A 17,753-nucleotide genomic window follows, 5' to 3' on the forward strand; every position below is an offset into this window, starting at 1 on the left:
ACCGCCGGCGGCCGAGGCGTGGAAGGCGAACCCGCCGCCACGACTCGGCTGCTCGCATGCTGCGGCGGACCGGCGACATCGGCCGGTGGCCCGATCAGTAGTCGTTGACGTTAACCGACCCGCGATCCTCGCTGGACTTATAAAGGACGCCCACGCTACTCGACCACCGGTCGCGGTGAAGTCCGATACGGCTGCGGCGCCTCAGTTCGCCATGACCGTCGGAAATGGTCACGCACATCGTAATTGTTGGCGAAGTATCGCAAAAGCTCATCGTGACGGAACTGGTAGGCGATTCCAGCGACGCGAACAAATCCGAGCCCACACATTCGCTGCAGAAATCGAGCAGGGGCGAGCGGTAGCCGGAACGCCGAGGCGACGATCATAGCGACGTAGCGCCGCCATAGCGCGCAAGCAACCGTCTCGCCGACAACCGCGCAGTAGAGCAACGCCAGAGGGACACCCAACAGCACGCCCCATTGCAGGCTGAAGCCCCATGCCAGGATCGGAAACATGACGGCGGCCGATAGTCGCGACACCGTCCGCTCCCGGCGCAGGACGCCCAACGGGCCGACGATTTCGGGTCTGGTGTCCGTCGCCAGAGTCTGGCCGAAGCCGACTGTCAAACCGATCGCAAGCCAGGCAGTGACGAAACTTATCAATGCGATCCACGGGCCTAGCACCAGCCATGCCGCCACCGCAATGACCAGTGCGGTGGCGGTCTGACGCAGCGAGAACGTCAGGTCGGTCAGCCGTGACCAGTCCGGCGTAGCGGCCGGCATCCACGGCTTCGTGCTTGTTCGTATGAGCATGGCCGACCAGACGGCGGCGCCGAACAGAAGTCCCCCACGTGCTATCCAACCACGATCCCACAGAAACATGGCCGCCCAGACGAACCCTGGAACAGACAGCAGTACGCACAAGATGAAATCCGTGGCCAACGCCGCCCGCCCGGCGACCGGCCAAAGCCGGTGCAGAATAATGTCGCGCGCAGGCAACGTGCGCCCTGCCACGACCCTCTGCGAAGACCGATTTAGCTCTAAGTACTTAGCGTAATGCGACAACCACCACAGGTCGAGCACGTTTCGCAGTCGTATCGGAAGTGGTGCCCGGACGGTGCCGACGGATTCCACATAGTTCGCTACCAAAGACGCGGCATTGGCAGTCTCTCCCGCCGTGACCAGCGTGCGGCCAGGGTCAGTGCGATGCGTAGCCAGGCGATTCCTGGCCAGTTCCGCGATGAGGCTCAACTGCCAGGGGCTGGCGAGCAGAGCTCCGCGGCCTTCATCCTGCAGTGACGTCGCCAGGTCGAGCGCCTGGGCGAAAACGTCCGCGCCGCCAATGGACCGGGACAGATACCTTGTCGCCTCGGCATAGCCGACGGGTCGGATGGTGTACACCCGCAGGGTGTAATGGTCGCGCAGATTCTGATCGAGGGCACTCCAAGTGGCTCGCCGGCAGGTGGCCAGGAAGCGGGCCGGCTCCTCGCGCAACCGCCACTCGGCGAGTTGGCGCAGCAGTCGCTCGGCAGGCTCGACGGTCGTCTCATCGATGCACAGCTCGTCAATGCCGTCAAGCACTGGGAAGATTCGGCCCGACTCGATGAGGTCTTGGGCTGAGCCACGGGATACGTTGAACTCGGTCGCAATGAACTTTGGAAGCCAGGCGTCGATCTCTTCGCCATCAATCCAGCGGCCAGCCGGGACTACCAGCGGCACGACCGCAGGATCCTGTTTCAGGATCTCCAGGGCAACCTGCAGCGCGGTGTACGACTTCCCGCGACCGGGATGGCCCAGAAGCACAGCACGTTGAGGTCCGCGTAGTGCCGCCTGCGCAAGCGCCTCCAGCTGCACATCCGATGACTCACCGGCGCTCCGGTAACTCAGTGCGATGTGTTCCGATGTACGTCGAAGCTGCCGGAGCCGGGCACTGAGTTCACGGAGGAGCTCCGATCTGAGCTGCTCGATCACGGCGGCTGGCTTATCCCGACGCACCAAGCCAATCAACTGCTGCACCAGAAAGGCGAGGAGGCTGACGGCGCCCAGAATTGTGCCAAGGTATCCAGCTTTGTTGCTCAACGTCTTGTCGGCCATGTAGGCAGGCACGAACGTCGCAGTCGTCACCACGACAATAGCGCTCAGCAGCGTGACCAGGGCACCAGCTGTCCAGCGCAAAACCCGACGCCGGCTACCCGGTCTCATCGACGTGCTCCTTCTGCTGGCCAGGACGGTGTGACCACAGCCAAGCGCATCAGAACAGCGACTTTGGTCGAGCAAAGCTCGCGTTGCTGGTCCTGATTAGAACGCGGAACAGACGTGGTCCGGTCACGACCGCTGCGAGACTCCCACCAGTCACGTCTTGACGGCGCAGAGGCGCTCCGACGCCGCAGCAGTCCCAGCCAAGCCCTCCGCCGCAACAGGCGAGATCGCCAAAGCCGCCACAGGCGAAAGCCGCCAATTCGCCTCGCCAGCCCAGTCCCAACCACCAGCACAGGCTACCGATAGCGATCAACCGACTACAGAGCCGAACGTCCACATCAGACATCCCTTCGTAGTCAGATACCGGGCCGATTCAGGGCGTCATCAAGGTCGACTACGGGCAGTTCCGTTGGATGAGCCGGTACGGGGTGGACGAGACCGACCGAGCGTTATCTGCGACAGAACAGTGCACTGGATCATGCGGTCGATCCTTCGTGTCGCGTGCTCGGTGAGCCGCTGTGCGACGATCGGTCCGTGGTCCGCCGGGAGAGCTCGCGAGAAGGCACCTTCGAGTGCCGGCTCTGTCGACTTCGATTCGGTCCCATCCGTCATGCCAATGCTGTCAGTGGCGCTACTGGCGGCCTGGACCGGAAGAAGGCGACATGTCCGACAACCTGCGGCTCAGCGCAGTCACTCTGGACAGTTCGGATGCCATCCGCTTGGCGAAGTTCTACGCCGACATCACCGGCGGGACGATGACGCAGATCGGCGATGAGTGGGCATGCGTGCAGAGCCCGGCCGGGCGGCTCAATTTCCAGACCGTGCCTGGATACACGCCTCCAACCTGGCCCGACCCCACCGCGTCGATCATGATGCACCTCGACTTCATGGTCGAGGACCGAGACGCCGCCGAGGCGCGCGTGCTCGCCGCCGGCGCAACGAAATACGACTTCCAGCCCAATAGCGAACAATGCTTCGTCTACGCTGACCCGGCCGGCCACCCCTTCTGCCTGACCACCTGGGAAGCCCCGATGGTCTGACAAGAACCCTGCGCACCGCGATTGCCGCAGTGTTGTCGACATCCGCACATCGACAGGTCCAAACACCCAACCGCGCGTCACTGGTTGGCCACCCGTTAGGCAGGTGCAGCACGCAGCGGTCGAGGCGGATGGTGACACGCCGGCCGGCGAGGTGGTAGCGCCGGCCAGACAATCCACGTTCGGCATCGGCCACGCCGCCGGGTTCCGTGGCAGCGTCTCGGGTCGTTCATGCTTGCCGCTAGGTTCTGGTTCTCAGACCAGGGCGGGTGATGACGTGAGCGACGTGCAAACCGTCTATCGTGCGATGCTGCGCGACGAGATTGCCCCCGCTCTACGCGTCCTCGGCTTCAAGGGATCGGGCTCGCGGTACAGCCTGCCGGACCCGGGGTTGCCGGCAGCACCGGCGCGAGGAGCTCGAGTCCTCGGACCTGTTGCGGACTCCTCCGCTCCCGACGCCCTACGCCGAGGGTGACCCGACCCGTACCGGCCGGCGGACCCGGGCCGGCGGGGCGGGCAGAGCCCTGCGGTCGACCTTGCCGTTGGCGGTGGCGGGCAACTCGGGCAGCACCACGTGGCGCAGCGGCACCATGTGGTCGGGAAGCTGCTCGGCCAGGAACGCCCGCAGCTCCGCCTCGCTCACGTCGCCCGCGTCGGCGTGCCGCTCGGTCACCACGTACGCCACCAGGGTCGGGGCCGCACCCAGGTCGTCGCGGAGCAGCACCACGCTGTTCGCGACGAGCGGGTGACTGTTCAGCACCGACTCGATCTCGCCGAGCTCCACCCGCTGCCCACGGATCTTCACCTGCGTGTCGATGCGCCCGCCGTAGTTCAGGTACCCCTGTGGTGACCACCAGGCCAGGTCGCCGGTGCGGTACACCCGCTGGGGACGCCCGGCGACGTGCACGGTGCCGAACCGCTCGGCGGTCAGGTCGGGCCGTCCGGCGTACCCCCGGGCCAGGCAGTCGCCGCCGACCACCAGTTCCCCGGGTACGCCGAGCGGGGCCAGCGCACCGTCGTCGTTCAGCACGTATGCCGTGACGTTGGTGATGGGCCTGCCGATCGGGACGGTGGGGTCCGGTTCGGGTCGGCGGCACGGCCAGGCGGTGACGTCGATGGCGGCCTCGGTGGGGCCGTACAGGTTGTCCACCCGCACCGTCGGCAGGGTGGCGGTGAGCTTGTTGACGAGCTTCGGCGGCAGGGCCTCCCCGCTACAGATCACCCGGCGCAGGGCTGCGCACGCGGCGACCCCGGGCTCCTCGACGAACAGGGCGAGCATCGACGGCACGAAGTGCACTGTGGTCACCGCCTCGCGGGCGATGACGGCGGCCATCTCCTGCGGGTCGCGGTGCGCCTGGGCCTCGGCCGTGACCAGCGTCGCGCCGGCCAGGAAGGCCCAGAGCAGTTCCCACACCGACACGTCGAAGGTGTACGGCGTCTTCTGCAGCACCACGTCGCCGGGCCCGATGCGGTACTCCTCCTGCATCCACGCCAGCCGGTTGGCCAGCGACAGATGGGTCATCTGCACACCCTTCGGCGTCCCGGTCGACCCGGAGGTGAAGATGACGTACGACAGCCCGTCCACCACCTCCTCCGGCGCGCGGTAGCCACGCCAGTCGACGGGCAAGGCGGGCAGGTCGGCACCGGCCAGTGGTCGCACCGGAACGGCCGGGGCTCCGCCGGTGCCGAGCGCGGCCCGTCCCTCCTCGTCGGCGAGCGCCAGCGCGGCGTCGGCGGTGGTGAGCATCAGGTCCAGCCGGGCCCTCGGGTGGGACGGGTCCAGCGGCAGGTACGCCGCTCCGGCCAGCAGGACACCGAGCACCGCGACGACCATCTCCGGGCTCCGCTCGGTGCACAGGGCGACGACTGAGCCGGGGCCCACGCCCTCGGCGCGCAGTCGCCCGGCCAGCGCCGCTGCCTCGTCGAGCAGGTCCCGGTAGCTGCGGTCGCGTCCCCCGCCGCGCAGCGCGACGGCGTCCGGGGTGCGCTCCGCCTGCCGGCAGATCGCCTCGTGCACGGGTGTCCGGGGGGCGGGCGTCGGCGCGGGGTTGAAGCCGAGCAGGGTGGCCCGCTCCCGGGGACCGACGAGCGACGCCTCGCGCACCGGGCGGTCGGGATGGTCGGTGAGCCATCCGCTCAGGGTGTCCAGTCGTTCCTGGAGGTGGGTGGGATGACAGTGGTCGCCGACGAGCCAGACCGGCACCGGGCCCACCGTTCCCACCGCCCCGCCCGGTGGGCCGGGTGTCACCAGCACCACGTCCACCGGGGACAGCTCGGGTGACGGTGTCCGCGTCTGCGCGCGTACCTCTGTCAGTGTGGTGTCCGGGTGCACGCGCAGCGTGTGGTCGCCGTGCGGGCCGCGCACCGTTACCGACGTCGCGCCGGAGAGGCGGTGGGCGAGTACGGCCGCCACTGCTGCGGCGTGTGCCAGGTCGGTGTGGTCGGTCATGCGGTCACCAGCTCGGCCAGGACGCGCGGCGTGGGTCGCGCGGACAGTTTCTCCATCGGGATGCGGACGGCGAAGCGGCGCTGCACCTGGTTGACCATGCGGATGAACAGCAGGGACTCACCGCCGACGGTGAAGAAGTCGGTGTCCGGCCCGATGTCGGGCGAGCCGAGCAACCGGCCCCACAGCTCCACGATCTCGCCCACCACCGTGCTCTCCCCGGCAGCCGCGGGAGGCGGCAACGGTTCGGCGGTGTCCGGGGCCGGTGGCGGTGTCGCCTCCAGCCAGTGGCGGGTACGGGCGAACGGGTACGTGGGCAGCGCCACCCGTCGCGCCGGGGTGTCGCCGCGCACCGCCGGCCAGTCCACCGCCACCCCGGCCGTCCACAGCCCGCCGAGTGCGGCGAGGACATCGGCGGCGTCGGCCCGCGGCGTCGGTCGCGGCTGTATGGCGAACCCGGGCACCCGCCGCCCCTGCGGTGTCTGCCGGGCCATGCCGGTCAGCGCGGTGCCGGGACCGACCTCGACGAGCACGGGGTCGGGCAGCTCCAGCGCGGTCAGTAGGGCGTCGTGGTAGCGCACCGGGCTGCGCAACTGTGCCGCCCAGTAGCCCTCGGCACGCGCCTGGCCGCTGCCGAGCAGCGCGCCGTCGACGCTGCTGACCACCGGGAGGGTGCGGGGTCGGTGGGGCACCCGGTCGGCCGCCACGCCGAGCAGCCGGGCCGCGTCGGTCATCATCCGGCTGTGGAACGCGCGCTGCGCGGGCAGCCCCCGACAGGGCACCCCGGCCGCGTCCAGGCGTTCGCGGAACGCGGCGAGCGGGGCCGGCGGTCCGGCCACGACGGTGACCTCCGGCGCGTTGCGGGCGGCGATGTCGAGGGCGTCCAGGCCCGCGAGGTGTTCCTCCACGGTGCGTGGCCCCGCCAGCACGACCAGCAGGTGACCCTCCGGGGCGTCCTGCATGAGCCGGCCCCGGGTGGCGACCAGGCGCAGCATGTCGTCGTCGGCCAGCTCACCGGCGAGCGCGGCGGCCGGGAACTCACCGACCGAGTGACCGATCATCGCCGCCGGACGGACGCCCCACGACAGCAGCAGCCGGCCGAGCGCCACCTCGTACAGGGCCAGGGCCGGCTGGGTGACGTCCGTGCGGTGCACGACACTGTGCGGGTCGTCGTCGACAAGGACGTCCCGCAGGTCCAGCCCGAGGACCGGGGCCAGCAGTTCCGCCCCGTGGTCGAGGTCGGCCCGCGCCGACGGGTAGTGGTCGTAGAGGCCCCGCGCCATGGCGGGGAACTCGGCGCCCTGCCCCGGGAACAGGAAGACCACCCGGGGTCGGCGGGCCGCCGCGCGCACCCGCGCCCGGCGCAGGCCGGCGAGCGCCGCCGGGACGTCCCGTGCGGCCACCGCCAACCGGTGCGGGAAGTGCCGGCGGTACGTCTGCGCCGTCACCGCGACGTCCCGCAGGGACAGGTCGGGGCGCTGCCGGACGTACTCATGCACCTGATCGGCGGCCTCGCGGACCGCCTCCGGGGTCCGCGCGGACAGCACGATCAGCTCGGCGGGGCCGTCGGCAGCCGATGGCTCCGGCGGGATCGGGCCGTCGGCCTCCTCCAGCACCACGTGCGCGTTGGTGCCACCCAGACCGAAGGCGCTGACCGCCGCGCGGCGCGGACCGTCGGCGGCCTCCCACCGACGGGCGACGGTGTCCACCATGAACGGTGTCGACCCGTCCAGCAGCTCGGGCCGGGCCTGCTTCAGGCCGGCGAGCGGCGGGATCTGCCGGAAGTGCAGGGCCAGCGCTGCCTTGATGAGACCGGCGACACCGGCGGCGGCGTCGAGGTGCCCGACATTGGCCTTGACCGAGCCGATCGAGCACTGTCGCTCGCCGCGACGGAAGACCTCGGTCAGCGCGGCCAGCTCGATGGCGTCGCCGACCTCGGTCGCAGTGCCGTGCGCCTCGAGGTAGCCCACGGTCGCCGGGTCGACGGCGGCGGCGGCGTACGCGCGGGTCAGCACGTCGATCTGCCCGGCGATGCCCGGCGCGGTGTAGCCGACCTTCATCCCACCGTCGTTGTTCACCGCCGACCCCTTGATCACCGCGTACACGGTGTCCCCGTCCCGGCGGGCGTCCGCGACGCGTTTGAGCACCACCAGGGCGACCCCGTTGCCGGGCACGGTGCCGTCGGCCGTGGCGTCGAAGGGCCGGCACGTGCCGTCCGGCGACATAATGCCCTTCGTCTCGTAGAGGTACCCGGCCTGCTGCGGCACGGCCACGCAGGCGCCACCGGCGAGCGCGACGTCCGAGTCGCCGCCGCGCAGGCTCTGGCAGGCCAGGTGCACCGCCACCAGCGACGTCGAGCAGGCGGTCTGCACGGTGATGGCGGGTCCGCCCAGGTCCAGCCGGTACGCGATCTTCGCGGCCAGGTGGTCCTTCTCGTTGCCCAGCACCACCGACAGCAGCCCCTGCGACTCGACCACCTCGGGCTGGGCGAACACGTGGTGCAGCGCGTAGTAGTTGAACCCGGCCCCGGCGAAGACACCGACCCGACCAAACGGCCGCTCGGTGGCGAGCCCGGCCGACTCCAGCGCGGCCCACGCCGTCTGCATCAGCAGCCGGTGCTGCGGGTCCATCGTCTCCGCCTCCCTCGGAGTGATGCCGAAGAAGGCCGCGTCGAACAGGTCCGGGTCGGCCAGGACGCCGCGCGCCGGCACGTACGCCGGGTCGTCGAGCCGGTCGGCGGGCACCCCGGCGGCCAGCAGCTCGCCTCGGGTCAGCGCACTGACAGTGGTCTTCCCGGCGACCAGGTTCGACCAGTACTCCGAGACGTCGGCGGCGCCGGGGAACCGACCGGCCAGGCCGACGATCGCGATGTCGTCGCTCATGAGGGTGCCCCTGCTCTCTCGGTCTGTGCGTGCAGATGCCGGGCCAGCGTCTGGACGGTCGGGAATCGGTAGAGGTCGGTGAGCGGGATGGTCCGGCCGGCCAGCCGCTCCTGGAGCAGCCGGCGCACGATCGCCAGGCGCAGTGACTCACCGCCGACGTCGAAGAACGCCTCGTCGACGTCGAAGTCGTCGGTGCCCAACGCCTCCACCCAGGCGTCCGTCACCAGCTCCTCGAACTCGGCCAGCGACGCCGAGCGCTGGGCGGGAACCCGGGCCGGCGGGTCCGCCGGCGCGGCCGAGGTCTCCGGCGGCGCTGCCGGTTGGGCCAGCGCTCCCAACGCCCGCAGGTCGACCTTGCCGTTGCGGTCCAGCGGGAACTCCGCCACCGTCACCCACTGCTGCGGCCGGGCGTAGGGGGCCAGGTCGGGTTCCACCGCGCGGCGCACGGCGGCCACGTCGAGGCCGTCCGGGTCGGGCTTGAGCGCCGCGCAGAGGCGTACGCCGGTCGTCGGGTCACCGGTGGGGAACACCACGGCGTCGCGGACGCCCGGCTGGGCCCGCAACCGGCGCTCGACGTCGACCGGCTCCACTCGGTGTCCGGCGATCTTCACCTGGCGGTCGTTGCGGCCCAGGAAGCGCAGCTGCCCGTCCGCGCCCCAGCGCACCAGGTCGCCGGTGCGGTAACAGCGTGCCCCGTCGTGTCGCACGAAGGAGGCGTCCGACCTGGTCAGGTCGCCCAGATACCCGTCGGCCAGGCCGGTGCCGCCGGCCAGCAGTTCACCCAAGGCGCCCGGTGGAACGAGGCGACCCGACGCGTCCACGACGGACAGGTCGGTGCCGTGCACCGGGCCGCCGATCGGCAGCGGGTCCGGGGTCGCGTCGGCGTGCTCGACGGAGTACGTGGTGGTGAAGGTGGTGTTCTCGGTGGGGCCGTAACCGTTTGTCAGGCGCAGGCCCCGGCAGGCCCGCAACACCTGGCGCACGTGCGGCGGTGACACCACTCCCCCGCCGGTGAACAGCTGCCGCAGCCCGACGAACGCGTCCGGACGGTGGTCGGCGACCAGGTGGAACACGCCCGAGGTGAGCCAGGCGTGGGTGACCCCGGCGGTGCGCAGGACGTCGGCCAGCCCGCGTGGCGTCGGGTCCTCCGGCGGGAAGACCACCACCGTGTCGCCGGTGGCCAAGGGCACCAGCAATTCCAGGGTGGACGCGTCGAACGCCAGCGGGGACAGCCGCAGCATCCGCATGCCCGGCCGGTCGACGAACATCCCCGGGTCGTCCGCGAGTCGCAGCACCGCCCGGTGCGGCACGACGACGCCCTTGGGCACCCCGGTCGAGCCCGAGGTGAAGGAGACGTACACGGTCCGCGCCGGATCCCTCGGCGCGGCCTCGACCGCACCGGCCCCGACCGGCGTTCCCGGCTCGACGAGTGGACAGTCGACGACTCCCGGCCAGGGCTCGCCCACACCGAGGCGGGCCCGCGCCGCGACGGTCGCCGCCAGATGGGTACGCCACTCGGCGGTGGCGTGCCGGTCGACCGCGACGTAGTGCGCGCCGAGCCGCAGCACACCCAGCACCGCGACCGCCTCGGCGGCCGAGCGGGGCACCTCCACCAGAACCGCGTCGCCGGCACGCACCCCGTGGCCGTGCAGGAGACGGGACTGCTCGACCGCGGCGTCGTGCAGCTCACGGTAGGTGAGCGTCAGCCCGGTGTGCGCGTCGACGAGCGCGGACCGCGCGCCCGCCGACTCCGCGTACGCCGCGAACCGGTGCCACACGTCGTCGGAGGTGTCGTACGTCTCGCCCGAGCCCAGCTCGCGCAACCGGGCGCGCTGACCCGCCGAGAGCGTGGTGACGTCCCGCACCGTCGCGTCCGGGTCGGCGGCCAGCTCCCGCACCGCCGCCTGGAACGACTCGACCAGTTCCCCGGCGTCGGCGGCGGTGAGCAGGGCTGTCGCGTACTCCAACGCGAATCGGGGACGATCCGACCACGACTGGAGGTAGAGCAGGGCGTCGAACACCGCGCCGCCGCAGTGGCTCTCGTGCACCCGCCAGGTACGGTCGCCCACCACCAGCTCGTCGGGCACCAGCTCGTGGTGGGCGGCGAAGCCGAGCTGGGCCAGCGGGTTCCGTCCCGGGTCGGTGCCGGCGCCCAGCGCGGAGACGACCTTCTCGAACGGCACGTCGGCGTCGGCGACCGCCGCGGCCAGGGCGTCGGCGATCCCGCGGACGAACTCCCGGACGGTGCTGTCGTCGGTCGCCGCGCAGCGGACCGGGACGACCCGGGTGCAGAGGCCCACCAGGCGGTCCATGCCCGCCTCGAACCGGCCCGCCGCCGGCACCCCGAGCACCAGGTCGTCCAGACCGGCGCGGCGGGACACTGTCAACGCCCAGGCTGCCAGGGCCACCGACGTGACGGTCACCCCGCACTCCCGGGCCAACCCGGTCGTCGCCTCCGCCGCCGTCTCGTCCAGGTGGAAGCGCAGTCGGGCGCCCCGCCCGTCGGCCTCGGCGACCGGCGGCAGGTCGGTGGGGAGCGTCACCGTCCACGGTGCCCCGTCCAGCCGCGCGGTGACCCGGGTCAAAGCGGACTCCAGCGCGCCGGACGACTCCTGCGCGGCGAGCCGGGTGCCGACCCAGTCCGGTGACGGGGCCGCCTCGGCCGGGCCGTCCCCGGCGTAGAACTCGGCGAACTCCCGCGCGAACAGTCCGACGCTCCAGCCGTCGCTGACCGTGTGGTGCACCAGCATGGTGAGCAGGTCGCGCCGGCCGGTTCGGGTCAGTACGAACACCACGGGTGGCTGCGCGAAGGGGCGCAGCAGACGCGCGGCGGCCGGGCCGTACAGGTCGTGCACGGCGCGTACCGCGTCGTCGTCGGGCAGCGTCTGGTGCAGTAGGCGCGGCTCGTAGGGCGCGGGCAGCACGATCCGGGCCTGGCGGGGGTCGCGCACGAAGTGTGTCCGCAGCGCCTCGTGCCGGGTGGTCAGCTCGCGCAGCGCCCACCGGACCCGGGCCGGGTCGAGGGGCCCGTCCGCCTCCACCGTGAACATCAGGTGGTACGGCGCGTCCCGCTCCAGCAGGTGCGCGGCCAGCATGGACCGCTGACCCGGAAGCAACTCCCGCTCTGCCGGCCGCCGCGCGACGACGGGTGGCGCGGTGTCGACGAAGTCCACGGCGCCGGCGAGGGCCTGGGCCAGCGGCAGCGCCGACAGCAGGCGGGCGCTGTCCACGTCCGCCCGCAGCTCGCGCTGGCCCAGCGAGACCAGGGCGATGGCCTGGAGCGAGGTGCCGCCCAGAGCGACGAACGATTCGGTGGCGGCCGCCGCGCTCACCTGTTCGGGGGTGCCGCCGAGCACCCGTGCGGCGAGCGGCGCCCAGGCGGCGAGGTCGGGGGCGATCATCAGGCGGTCTCCGCCGCCGGACGCTCCAGCGGCACCTCGCTCGCGACCTTGCGCAGGTCGGCGAAGCGGGGGTTCTCCAGCACGTGGCCGAACATCACCGCGAGGTTGAGTTCCTGGCGGATCAGGGTGCTCAGCCGCAGCGCGCTGAGCGAATGGCCGCCGAGGTCGAAGAAGTCGTCGTCGTCGTCGACGGTGTCGACGCCGAGAACCTCCATCCACAGCTCCTCGAACTCGGCCACCCAGGTCCGGTCGTGTACGTCGCGCATCAGTGTCGCCTCTCTGTGGTCGGGTCGGCTCCGGGTGCGTCCAGGTAGTGCCGGGTGGCCGCGAAGGGGTAGGTGGGGGCGGGCAGCCGGCGGCGGCCGGTGTCGTGCACGGGATCCCAGGCGTCGGTGAGACCCAGCTGCCACAGCGCGCCGACGGTCGCCAGCAGTCGGGCGTGCCGGTTGGCGGGAAGCGGCGGCTGGTCGGCGTCCAGGTGCGGGGTGACGCTGGTGCCGACCTCGATCCAGAGCACCGGGTCGGGCACGTCGGGGGGCGGCGTCGACGTCGGGGGACGGAGGGCCGCGGCCCGCCAGAAGGCGCTGTCGTCGGGCCGCCCGTCGATGAGCAGGGGCAGAGCGGCGGGGTGCAGGCGTACCCCGGGGTCGTCGGTGTCGCGCAGCAGCGCCAGCGCGTCCGCGAGCGACATCACCCCGGCCACGACGGCGGCGGCCACCGCGCCGACACCGTCACCGGCCAGAGCGCGCGGGGTGACGCCCCGGCTGCGCAGCGACCGGGTCAGGCCGACGCAGGCCAGCAGCCGGTCGCCGCGTTCCCGGACCGAATCGTCCAGGTCGTGGCCACGCAGCAGCGCGACGCCCTCGTCGACGGTCCGCCGGTACACCGGGTCGGCGTCGTAGTTGGGTCGGTTGCCGGTCACCGCACCGGCCCCGGTGAGGTGCAGCGCCACCCCGCGCGCCCGAGCCGTCGCGTCGACCTTGCGCAGCCGGGCGACCCCGTCGGTCACGCCGGTCAGGACGGCGGCCCGCCAGGGCAGCTCGGCGCGGCCGGTCCGCAGTGTGTACGCGAGGTCGGCCAGGTCCCCGGGCGCGGTTCCCGCCGCGAACGCGGTGACCCGGTCCAGGCTCTCCTGCGCCACCGCGGCGGTCTTCGCAGAGACCAGGACGAGCTGCGGGACGTGTCGGCGGGGTCGGGCCGCGATTGGCGGGGCCTCCTCCAGCACTACGTGGGCGTTGGTGCCGCCGATACCGAAGGCGCTCACCCCGGCGCGGCGTACGCCGTCGACAGGCGCCCAGGGTCGGGCGGTCGTCGGCAGCTCGAACACCGAGCCGTCCAGTCGGATCGCCGGGTTGGGCGTACGGAGGTGCGCGATCGGAGGAATCGTCCGGTGCGTCAGGGCCAGGACCGTCTTGATCATGCCGACCACCCCGGCGGCGGTGTCCAGGTGTCCGACGACCGACTTGACGGCGCCCAGCGCGCAGGGCGCCCGGTCGGGCCGGGCGGAGTCGAACACCTGCCGCAGCGCCGCCACCTCGATCGGGTCGCCGAGCGCGGTGCCGGTGCCGTGCGTCTCGACCAGGCCCACGGTGTCCGGGTCGACGTCGGCCACCTCCAACGCCGCCGCGATGACGGCGGCCTGACCGGTCGGACCGGGCGCGGTGAAGCCGGCCTTGCGGGCGCCGTCGTTGTTGACCGCGGAGCCACGGATCACCGCGTGCACGGTGTCGCCGTCGCGCAGCGCGTCGGTGAGGCGCTTGAGCACCACCACGCCCGCTCCGTCGCCCGGTACCGTCCCGTCGGCGGCGGCGTCGAAGGCGCGGCAGCGACCGTCGGCGGAGAAGATGCCGCCGGGCTCGTGCAGGTGTCCGCGCCGGGTCGGCGGGGCGACGGTGGCAGCGCCGGCCAGTGCCACGTCGGCGTCGTAGGTGAGCAGCGCCTGCGTCGCCTGGTGCACCGCGACGAGCGACGTCGAGCAGGCGGTCTGCACAGTCAGCGCCGGCCCCTGAAGGTTCAGCTTGTAGGCGATCCGGGTGGCGGCGAAGTCCTTGTCGCTGCCGATGATCACGCCCAGGCCACCGGCCGCCTCGACCGCGCGTTCGTTGGGCCACACGTTGTCCAGCAGGTAGACGTTGAGCCCGGTGCCGACGTACACCCCGACCCGGTTGCCGTCGGCGGCGACCGGCGGGTGGCCGGCGTGCTCCAGGGCCGCCCAGGCGCACTCCAGCAGAATCCGCTGCTGGGGGTCCATCAGGGCGCTGTCCGACGGTGAGTAGCTGAACAGCCGGTGGTCGAAGCGGTCCGCGTCGGTGAGCACCGCGCGGGCCGGCACGAAGCCCGACCGTTCCACCAGATCCTTGGGTACGCCCCAACCGACGAGCTGCTCGGGCGTGAAGACGCTGACGGCGTCGACGCCGTCGTGGACGTGTCGCCAGAACCGGTCCAGGTCGCGTTCGGCGCCGGGGACCCGGATGGCCATGCCGACCACCGCCACCGCAGCGCTGTCGTCCAGCTCAGCCACGGCCGGCTCGCACGCTGCGCCGCCGGTCGGCCAGCAGGGCGCGGCCCTGGCGGCGCTGCGCCGCGTTGGGGTCCGCGACGACGGGCGCGGTGTGCTGGAGCGCCGCCGCGCAGCCGGCGATCGTGCCGCAGCGGAAGAGGTCGGTCACCGAGACGTCCAGACCCTCCTCGGACATCCGCTGCTGGAGCGCGATCAGCGCGAAACTGTGGCCGCCCAGGTCGAAGAAGTTGTCGTGCAGCCCGACGTCGGGCCGCCGCAGCACCTCGACCCAGCAGGCCCGGATCCGTTCCTCCAACCCGGTGCCGACCACTGAGGCCGGTGGCCGCGACGGCGCGGTGACCGTCCGTGCCGCCCGGCTGTCGGCCAGCAGGCGGGGAAGGTCCACCTTGCCGTGCGCGGTGAGCGGGATGGTCGCCACGGTCAGGATCCGCGACGGCACCATGTACGCCGGCAGTGTCTCGCGCAGGTGCGCCCGCAGGTCGTGCTCGGCGTCCGGGCCGATCCCGTGGACCACGAACGCGACGAGTTCGTCGTCCTCGGCGGCCACGGCACACGACCGCACCGCGGCGTGGGTGAGCAGGGCCCCCTCCACCTCAGCCAGCTCGACGCGGTAGCCGCGCACCTGCACCTGCGTGTCGTTGCGGCCGAGGTACACCATGCTCCCGTCGAGACCCCACTTCACCACGTCGCCGGTGCGGTACATGACCCCGCCGCCGTACGGGTCGGGCGGGAACCGCGCCTCGGTCAGCTCCGGGTTGTCCAGGTAGCCGTGCGCCACGAGCGCGCCGCCGCAGTACAGCTCGCCGGGCACGTTGAGGCCGGTCGGCCGCAGGTCCTCGTCGAGGACGTAGCAGCGCGCCGACGGCAACGGCACGCCGATGGCACCCTCGGGGACCCGGGGCACGTCGGCGGCCGACGCCTGGAAGATCGTGACGTGGATGGTGCCCTCGGTGATGCCGTACATGTTGACGAACACCGTTTGCAGACCCGGCGCGTCGGCGATCAGCGACGCCAGCCGCGACCAGCTCAGCGCCTCGCCGCCAAGGACGACGTAGCGGATGCGGGAGGTCTCGTCTTCCTCGAGCGCCCGCAGGTACGGCGGCAGCAACCGGTAGAGCGCGCCCGGGGTCTGGAACAGCACGGTGACGGCCTCGCGACGCACCAGCCGGGCCAGCCGTTCCCGGTCCACCAGGTCGACCCGCTCGGCGATGACCAGCCGGGCGCCGGTGGTCAGCGCGCCCCACATCTCCCACACCGACGCGTCGAACGAGAACGAGCTGGCCGCCAGCCACACGTCGACGGCCGTGACGTCCAGGCCCGCCGGGGTCGGGCTGTTCAGCGCGTCCAGGCCGCCGTGCCCGACCAGGACCCCCTTGGGTACGCCGGTCGAGCCGGAGGTGTAGATGACGTACGCCGGGTCGTCCGGCCCCGGGAAGGTCTCCTCGAGCACGGAGATTCCGTCGAGGGTGTGCGCGTCGGCCAGGGGCGTCCCGCTGTCGCGGGTGAGCGCCGCGGCCGCCTCTGCGGTCTCCGGGTCCACCACGAGCACCGCCATCCCGGCGTTCGCGGCGATGAGTTCGAGGCGCTGGCGCGGGTAGTCCGGGTCCAGCGGCACGTAGACGCCGCCGAGCTTCCACACGCCCAGGATCGCCGCGACGACCGCCGGTGAACGGCCGAGCAGCAGCCCCACCCGGACGCCGGGGCGGACACCGCGGTCGGCCAGGCCCGCCGCGATCCGCCCGGCCCACCGGTCCAGCTCGGCGTAGGTGATCTCGACGTCCCGGTGGCGTACGGCCACCGCGTCCGGGGTCGCCGCCACGTGGTCGGCGAAGCGACGCAGCACCGACGGGTGCGTAACCGGCGCCGACGCGAGCGGCGGGTTCACCCCCTCGGTGAGCTGCGCCCGCTCGGCCTCGTCCACCATGGACGGCTCCCGCTGCTCCTCGTCGACGATCGACCGCAGGAACGTCAGGTAGTGCGTGAGCAGCGTGCCGACGGTCTCCGCCCTGAACAGCTCGGTGCTGTACTCGGCGCGCAGGAACGGCACGTCGGTGGAGACGTCGAGGGTCAGGCCCAGGTCGAACTTGGTGACGTCGATCTCGACGTCGACCTCGGTCAGCCGTACCCCGGCGAACTCGGGAAACGCGAACGGGAAGTTCTGCACCGTCAGCGAGGTCTGGAACAGTGGCGCGTGGCTGAGCTGCCGCTCCCCCACGGTGGCCCGCACGATCTGCTCGAACGGCACGTCCTGATTGGCGAAGGCCGCCATGCTGGTCCGTTGTGCCCGGTCCACCAGCTCGGTGAAGCTCGGCCGGCCGGACACGTCGAGCCGGATCGGCAGCGTGTTGACCAGACAGCCGACCAGGCGCTCCTCGGCGTCATCCATCCGGTTCGCCACCGGAACGCCGACCACCACCTCGTCCTGGCGCGCGTACCGGGACAGCACCGAGGCGTACGCGGCGAGCGTCACCGCGAACAGCGTCACGCCCCGCGCCCGCCCCCACTCCCCCAACCGCCGCACCAGTTCCGGCTCGACCGGGCGGCGCAGCACCGCGCCGGTGGTGCCGAGCACGCTCGGGCGGGGGAAGTCGGTGGGCAGCGCCAGTTGCGGCACGTCGACCAGCGCCGCACGCCAGAAGTCGAGGCCCGAGCTGTCCCGTCGCCACGTCTCGTGCTGCCGTTCGGCGTACGCCAGGTAGGACTCGGCGGGCTCCTCGTAGGCGGCCACCGACCCGTCGACAGCGGCGTCGTACTCGGCGGCCAGGTCGCGCAGGAGCAGACCCACCGACCACCCGTCGCAGGCGATGTGGTGCACGAGCACCGCGAGGCCGTGCTCGTCCGGGCCCCAGGAGCGCAGGTAGGCCCGTACCACCGGCCCGTCGGCGAGGTCGAAGGGCTGCCGAGCCTGCTCGGCGACGAGCGTCCGCAGGTGGGTCTCCTGGATGGCGCGATCGACCCACCCGTCGGCGGTGATGTCGACGTCCACAGCGGGCGTCGACGACACCCGCTGGGTAAGGACACCGTCGACCACCGCGAACGTGGTGCGCAGCGCGTCGTGCCGGGCGACCACCCGGGTCAGGGCCGCGCGAAGGGCCTCGGGTCGCAGCGCACCGCGCAGGTGCACCGCGAAGGCCACCACGTACGCCGGGTTTCCGGGCTGGAGCTGATCGAGGAAATAGAGACGTTCCTGGGCGAAGGAAGCACGACCGGTACGAACCATGCACCGATCGTGCGGCCCGGCACGTCCCGCGCGGCAGAGCACGTTCTCCTG

Annotated in this window: 8 protein-coding genes; 1 reads left to right on the top strand and 7 read right to left on the bottom strand. The window is 72.0% G+C overall.

Going from position 1 to position 17,753, the window contains the following annotated elements; all coding sequences use genetic code 11:
* Positions 1 to 155: 155 nt before the first annotated feature.
* Positions 156 to 2,198 carry a hypothetical protein gene (locus KBX26_RS02455; protein ID WP_210864590.1) on the bottom strand — a complete coding sequence of 681 codons (2,043 nt, stop codon included), beginning with the start codon at positions 2,196 to 2,198 and terminating at the stop codon, positions 156 to 158.
* Positions 2,199 to 2,857: 659 nt separating this feature from the next.
* Here KBX26_RS02455 and KBX26_RS02460 point away from each other — a divergent pair.
* Positions 2,858 to 3,235: a VOC family protein gene (locus tag KBX26_RS02460; protein ID WP_030330975.1), complete on the top strand. Its 378-nt coding sequence runs from the start codon at positions 2,858 to 2,860 to the stop codon at positions 3,233 to 3,235.
* Between the two features lie 457 nt (positions 3,236 to 3,692).
* Here KBX26_RS02460 and KBX26_RS02465 read toward each other — a convergent pair whose 3' ends face one another.
* Genes KBX26_RS02465 through KBX26_RS02490 form a run of 6 tightly spaced genes read right to left on the bottom strand, consistent with a single transcriptional unit; the run spans position 3,693 to position 17,702 of the window.
* Positions 3,693 to 5,681 carry an amino acid adenylation domain-containing protein gene (locus KBX26_RS02465; protein WP_210864591.1) on the bottom strand — a complete coding sequence of 663 codons (1,989 nt, stop codon included), beginning with the start codon at positions 5,679 to 5,681 and terminating at the stop codon, positions 3,693 to 3,695.
* Positions 5,678 to 8,560, bottom strand: a complete 2,883-nt coding sequence (locus KBX26_RS02470) for a type I polyketide synthase (RefSeq protein ID WP_210864592.1) — start codon at positions 8,558 to 8,560, stop codon at positions 5,678 to 5,680. Before KBX26_RS02470 ends, KBX26_RS02465 begins: the two co-directional genes overlap by 4 nt.
* Positions 8,557 to 11,961, bottom strand: a complete 3,405-nt coding sequence (locus KBX26_RS02475; protein WP_210864593.1) for a non-ribosomal peptide synthetase — start codon at positions 11,959 to 11,961, stop codon at positions 8,557 to 8,559. The genes KBX26_RS02470 and KBX26_RS02475 overlap by 4 nt, the downstream gene beginning before the upstream one ends.
* Positions 11,961 to 12,227, bottom strand: coding sequence for a phosphopantetheine-binding protein (locus tag KBX26_RS02480; protein ID WP_030330983.1), 267 nt, complete (start codon positions 12,225 to 12,227; stop codon positions 11,961 to 11,963). The genes KBX26_RS02475 and KBX26_RS02480 overlap by 1 nt, the downstream gene beginning before the upstream one ends.
* Positions 12,227 to 14,482, bottom strand: coding sequence for a polyketide synthase (locus KBX26_RS02485; RefSeq protein ID WP_210864594.1), 2,256 nt, complete (start codon positions 14,480 to 14,482; stop codon positions 12,227 to 12,229). The genes KBX26_RS02480 and KBX26_RS02485 overlap by 1 nt, the downstream gene beginning before the upstream one ends.
* The gene (locus tag KBX26_RS02490) at positions 14,475 to 17,702 is read right to left on the bottom strand and encodes a non-ribosomal peptide synthetase (RefSeq protein ID WP_210864595.1); all 3,228 of its coding nucleotides are present in this window, start codon (positions 17,700 to 17,702) and stop codon (positions 14,475 to 14,477) included. Before KBX26_RS02490 ends, KBX26_RS02485 begins: the two co-directional genes overlap by 8 nt.
* Between the last annotated feature and the right edge of the window lie 51 nt (positions 17,703 to 17,753).

The sequence above is a fragment of the Micromonospora sp. C97 genome (assembly GCF_018070385.1).
Lineage (GTDB): Bacteria > Actinomycetota > Actinomycetes > Mycobacteriales > Micromonosporaceae > Micromonospora > Micromonospora parva.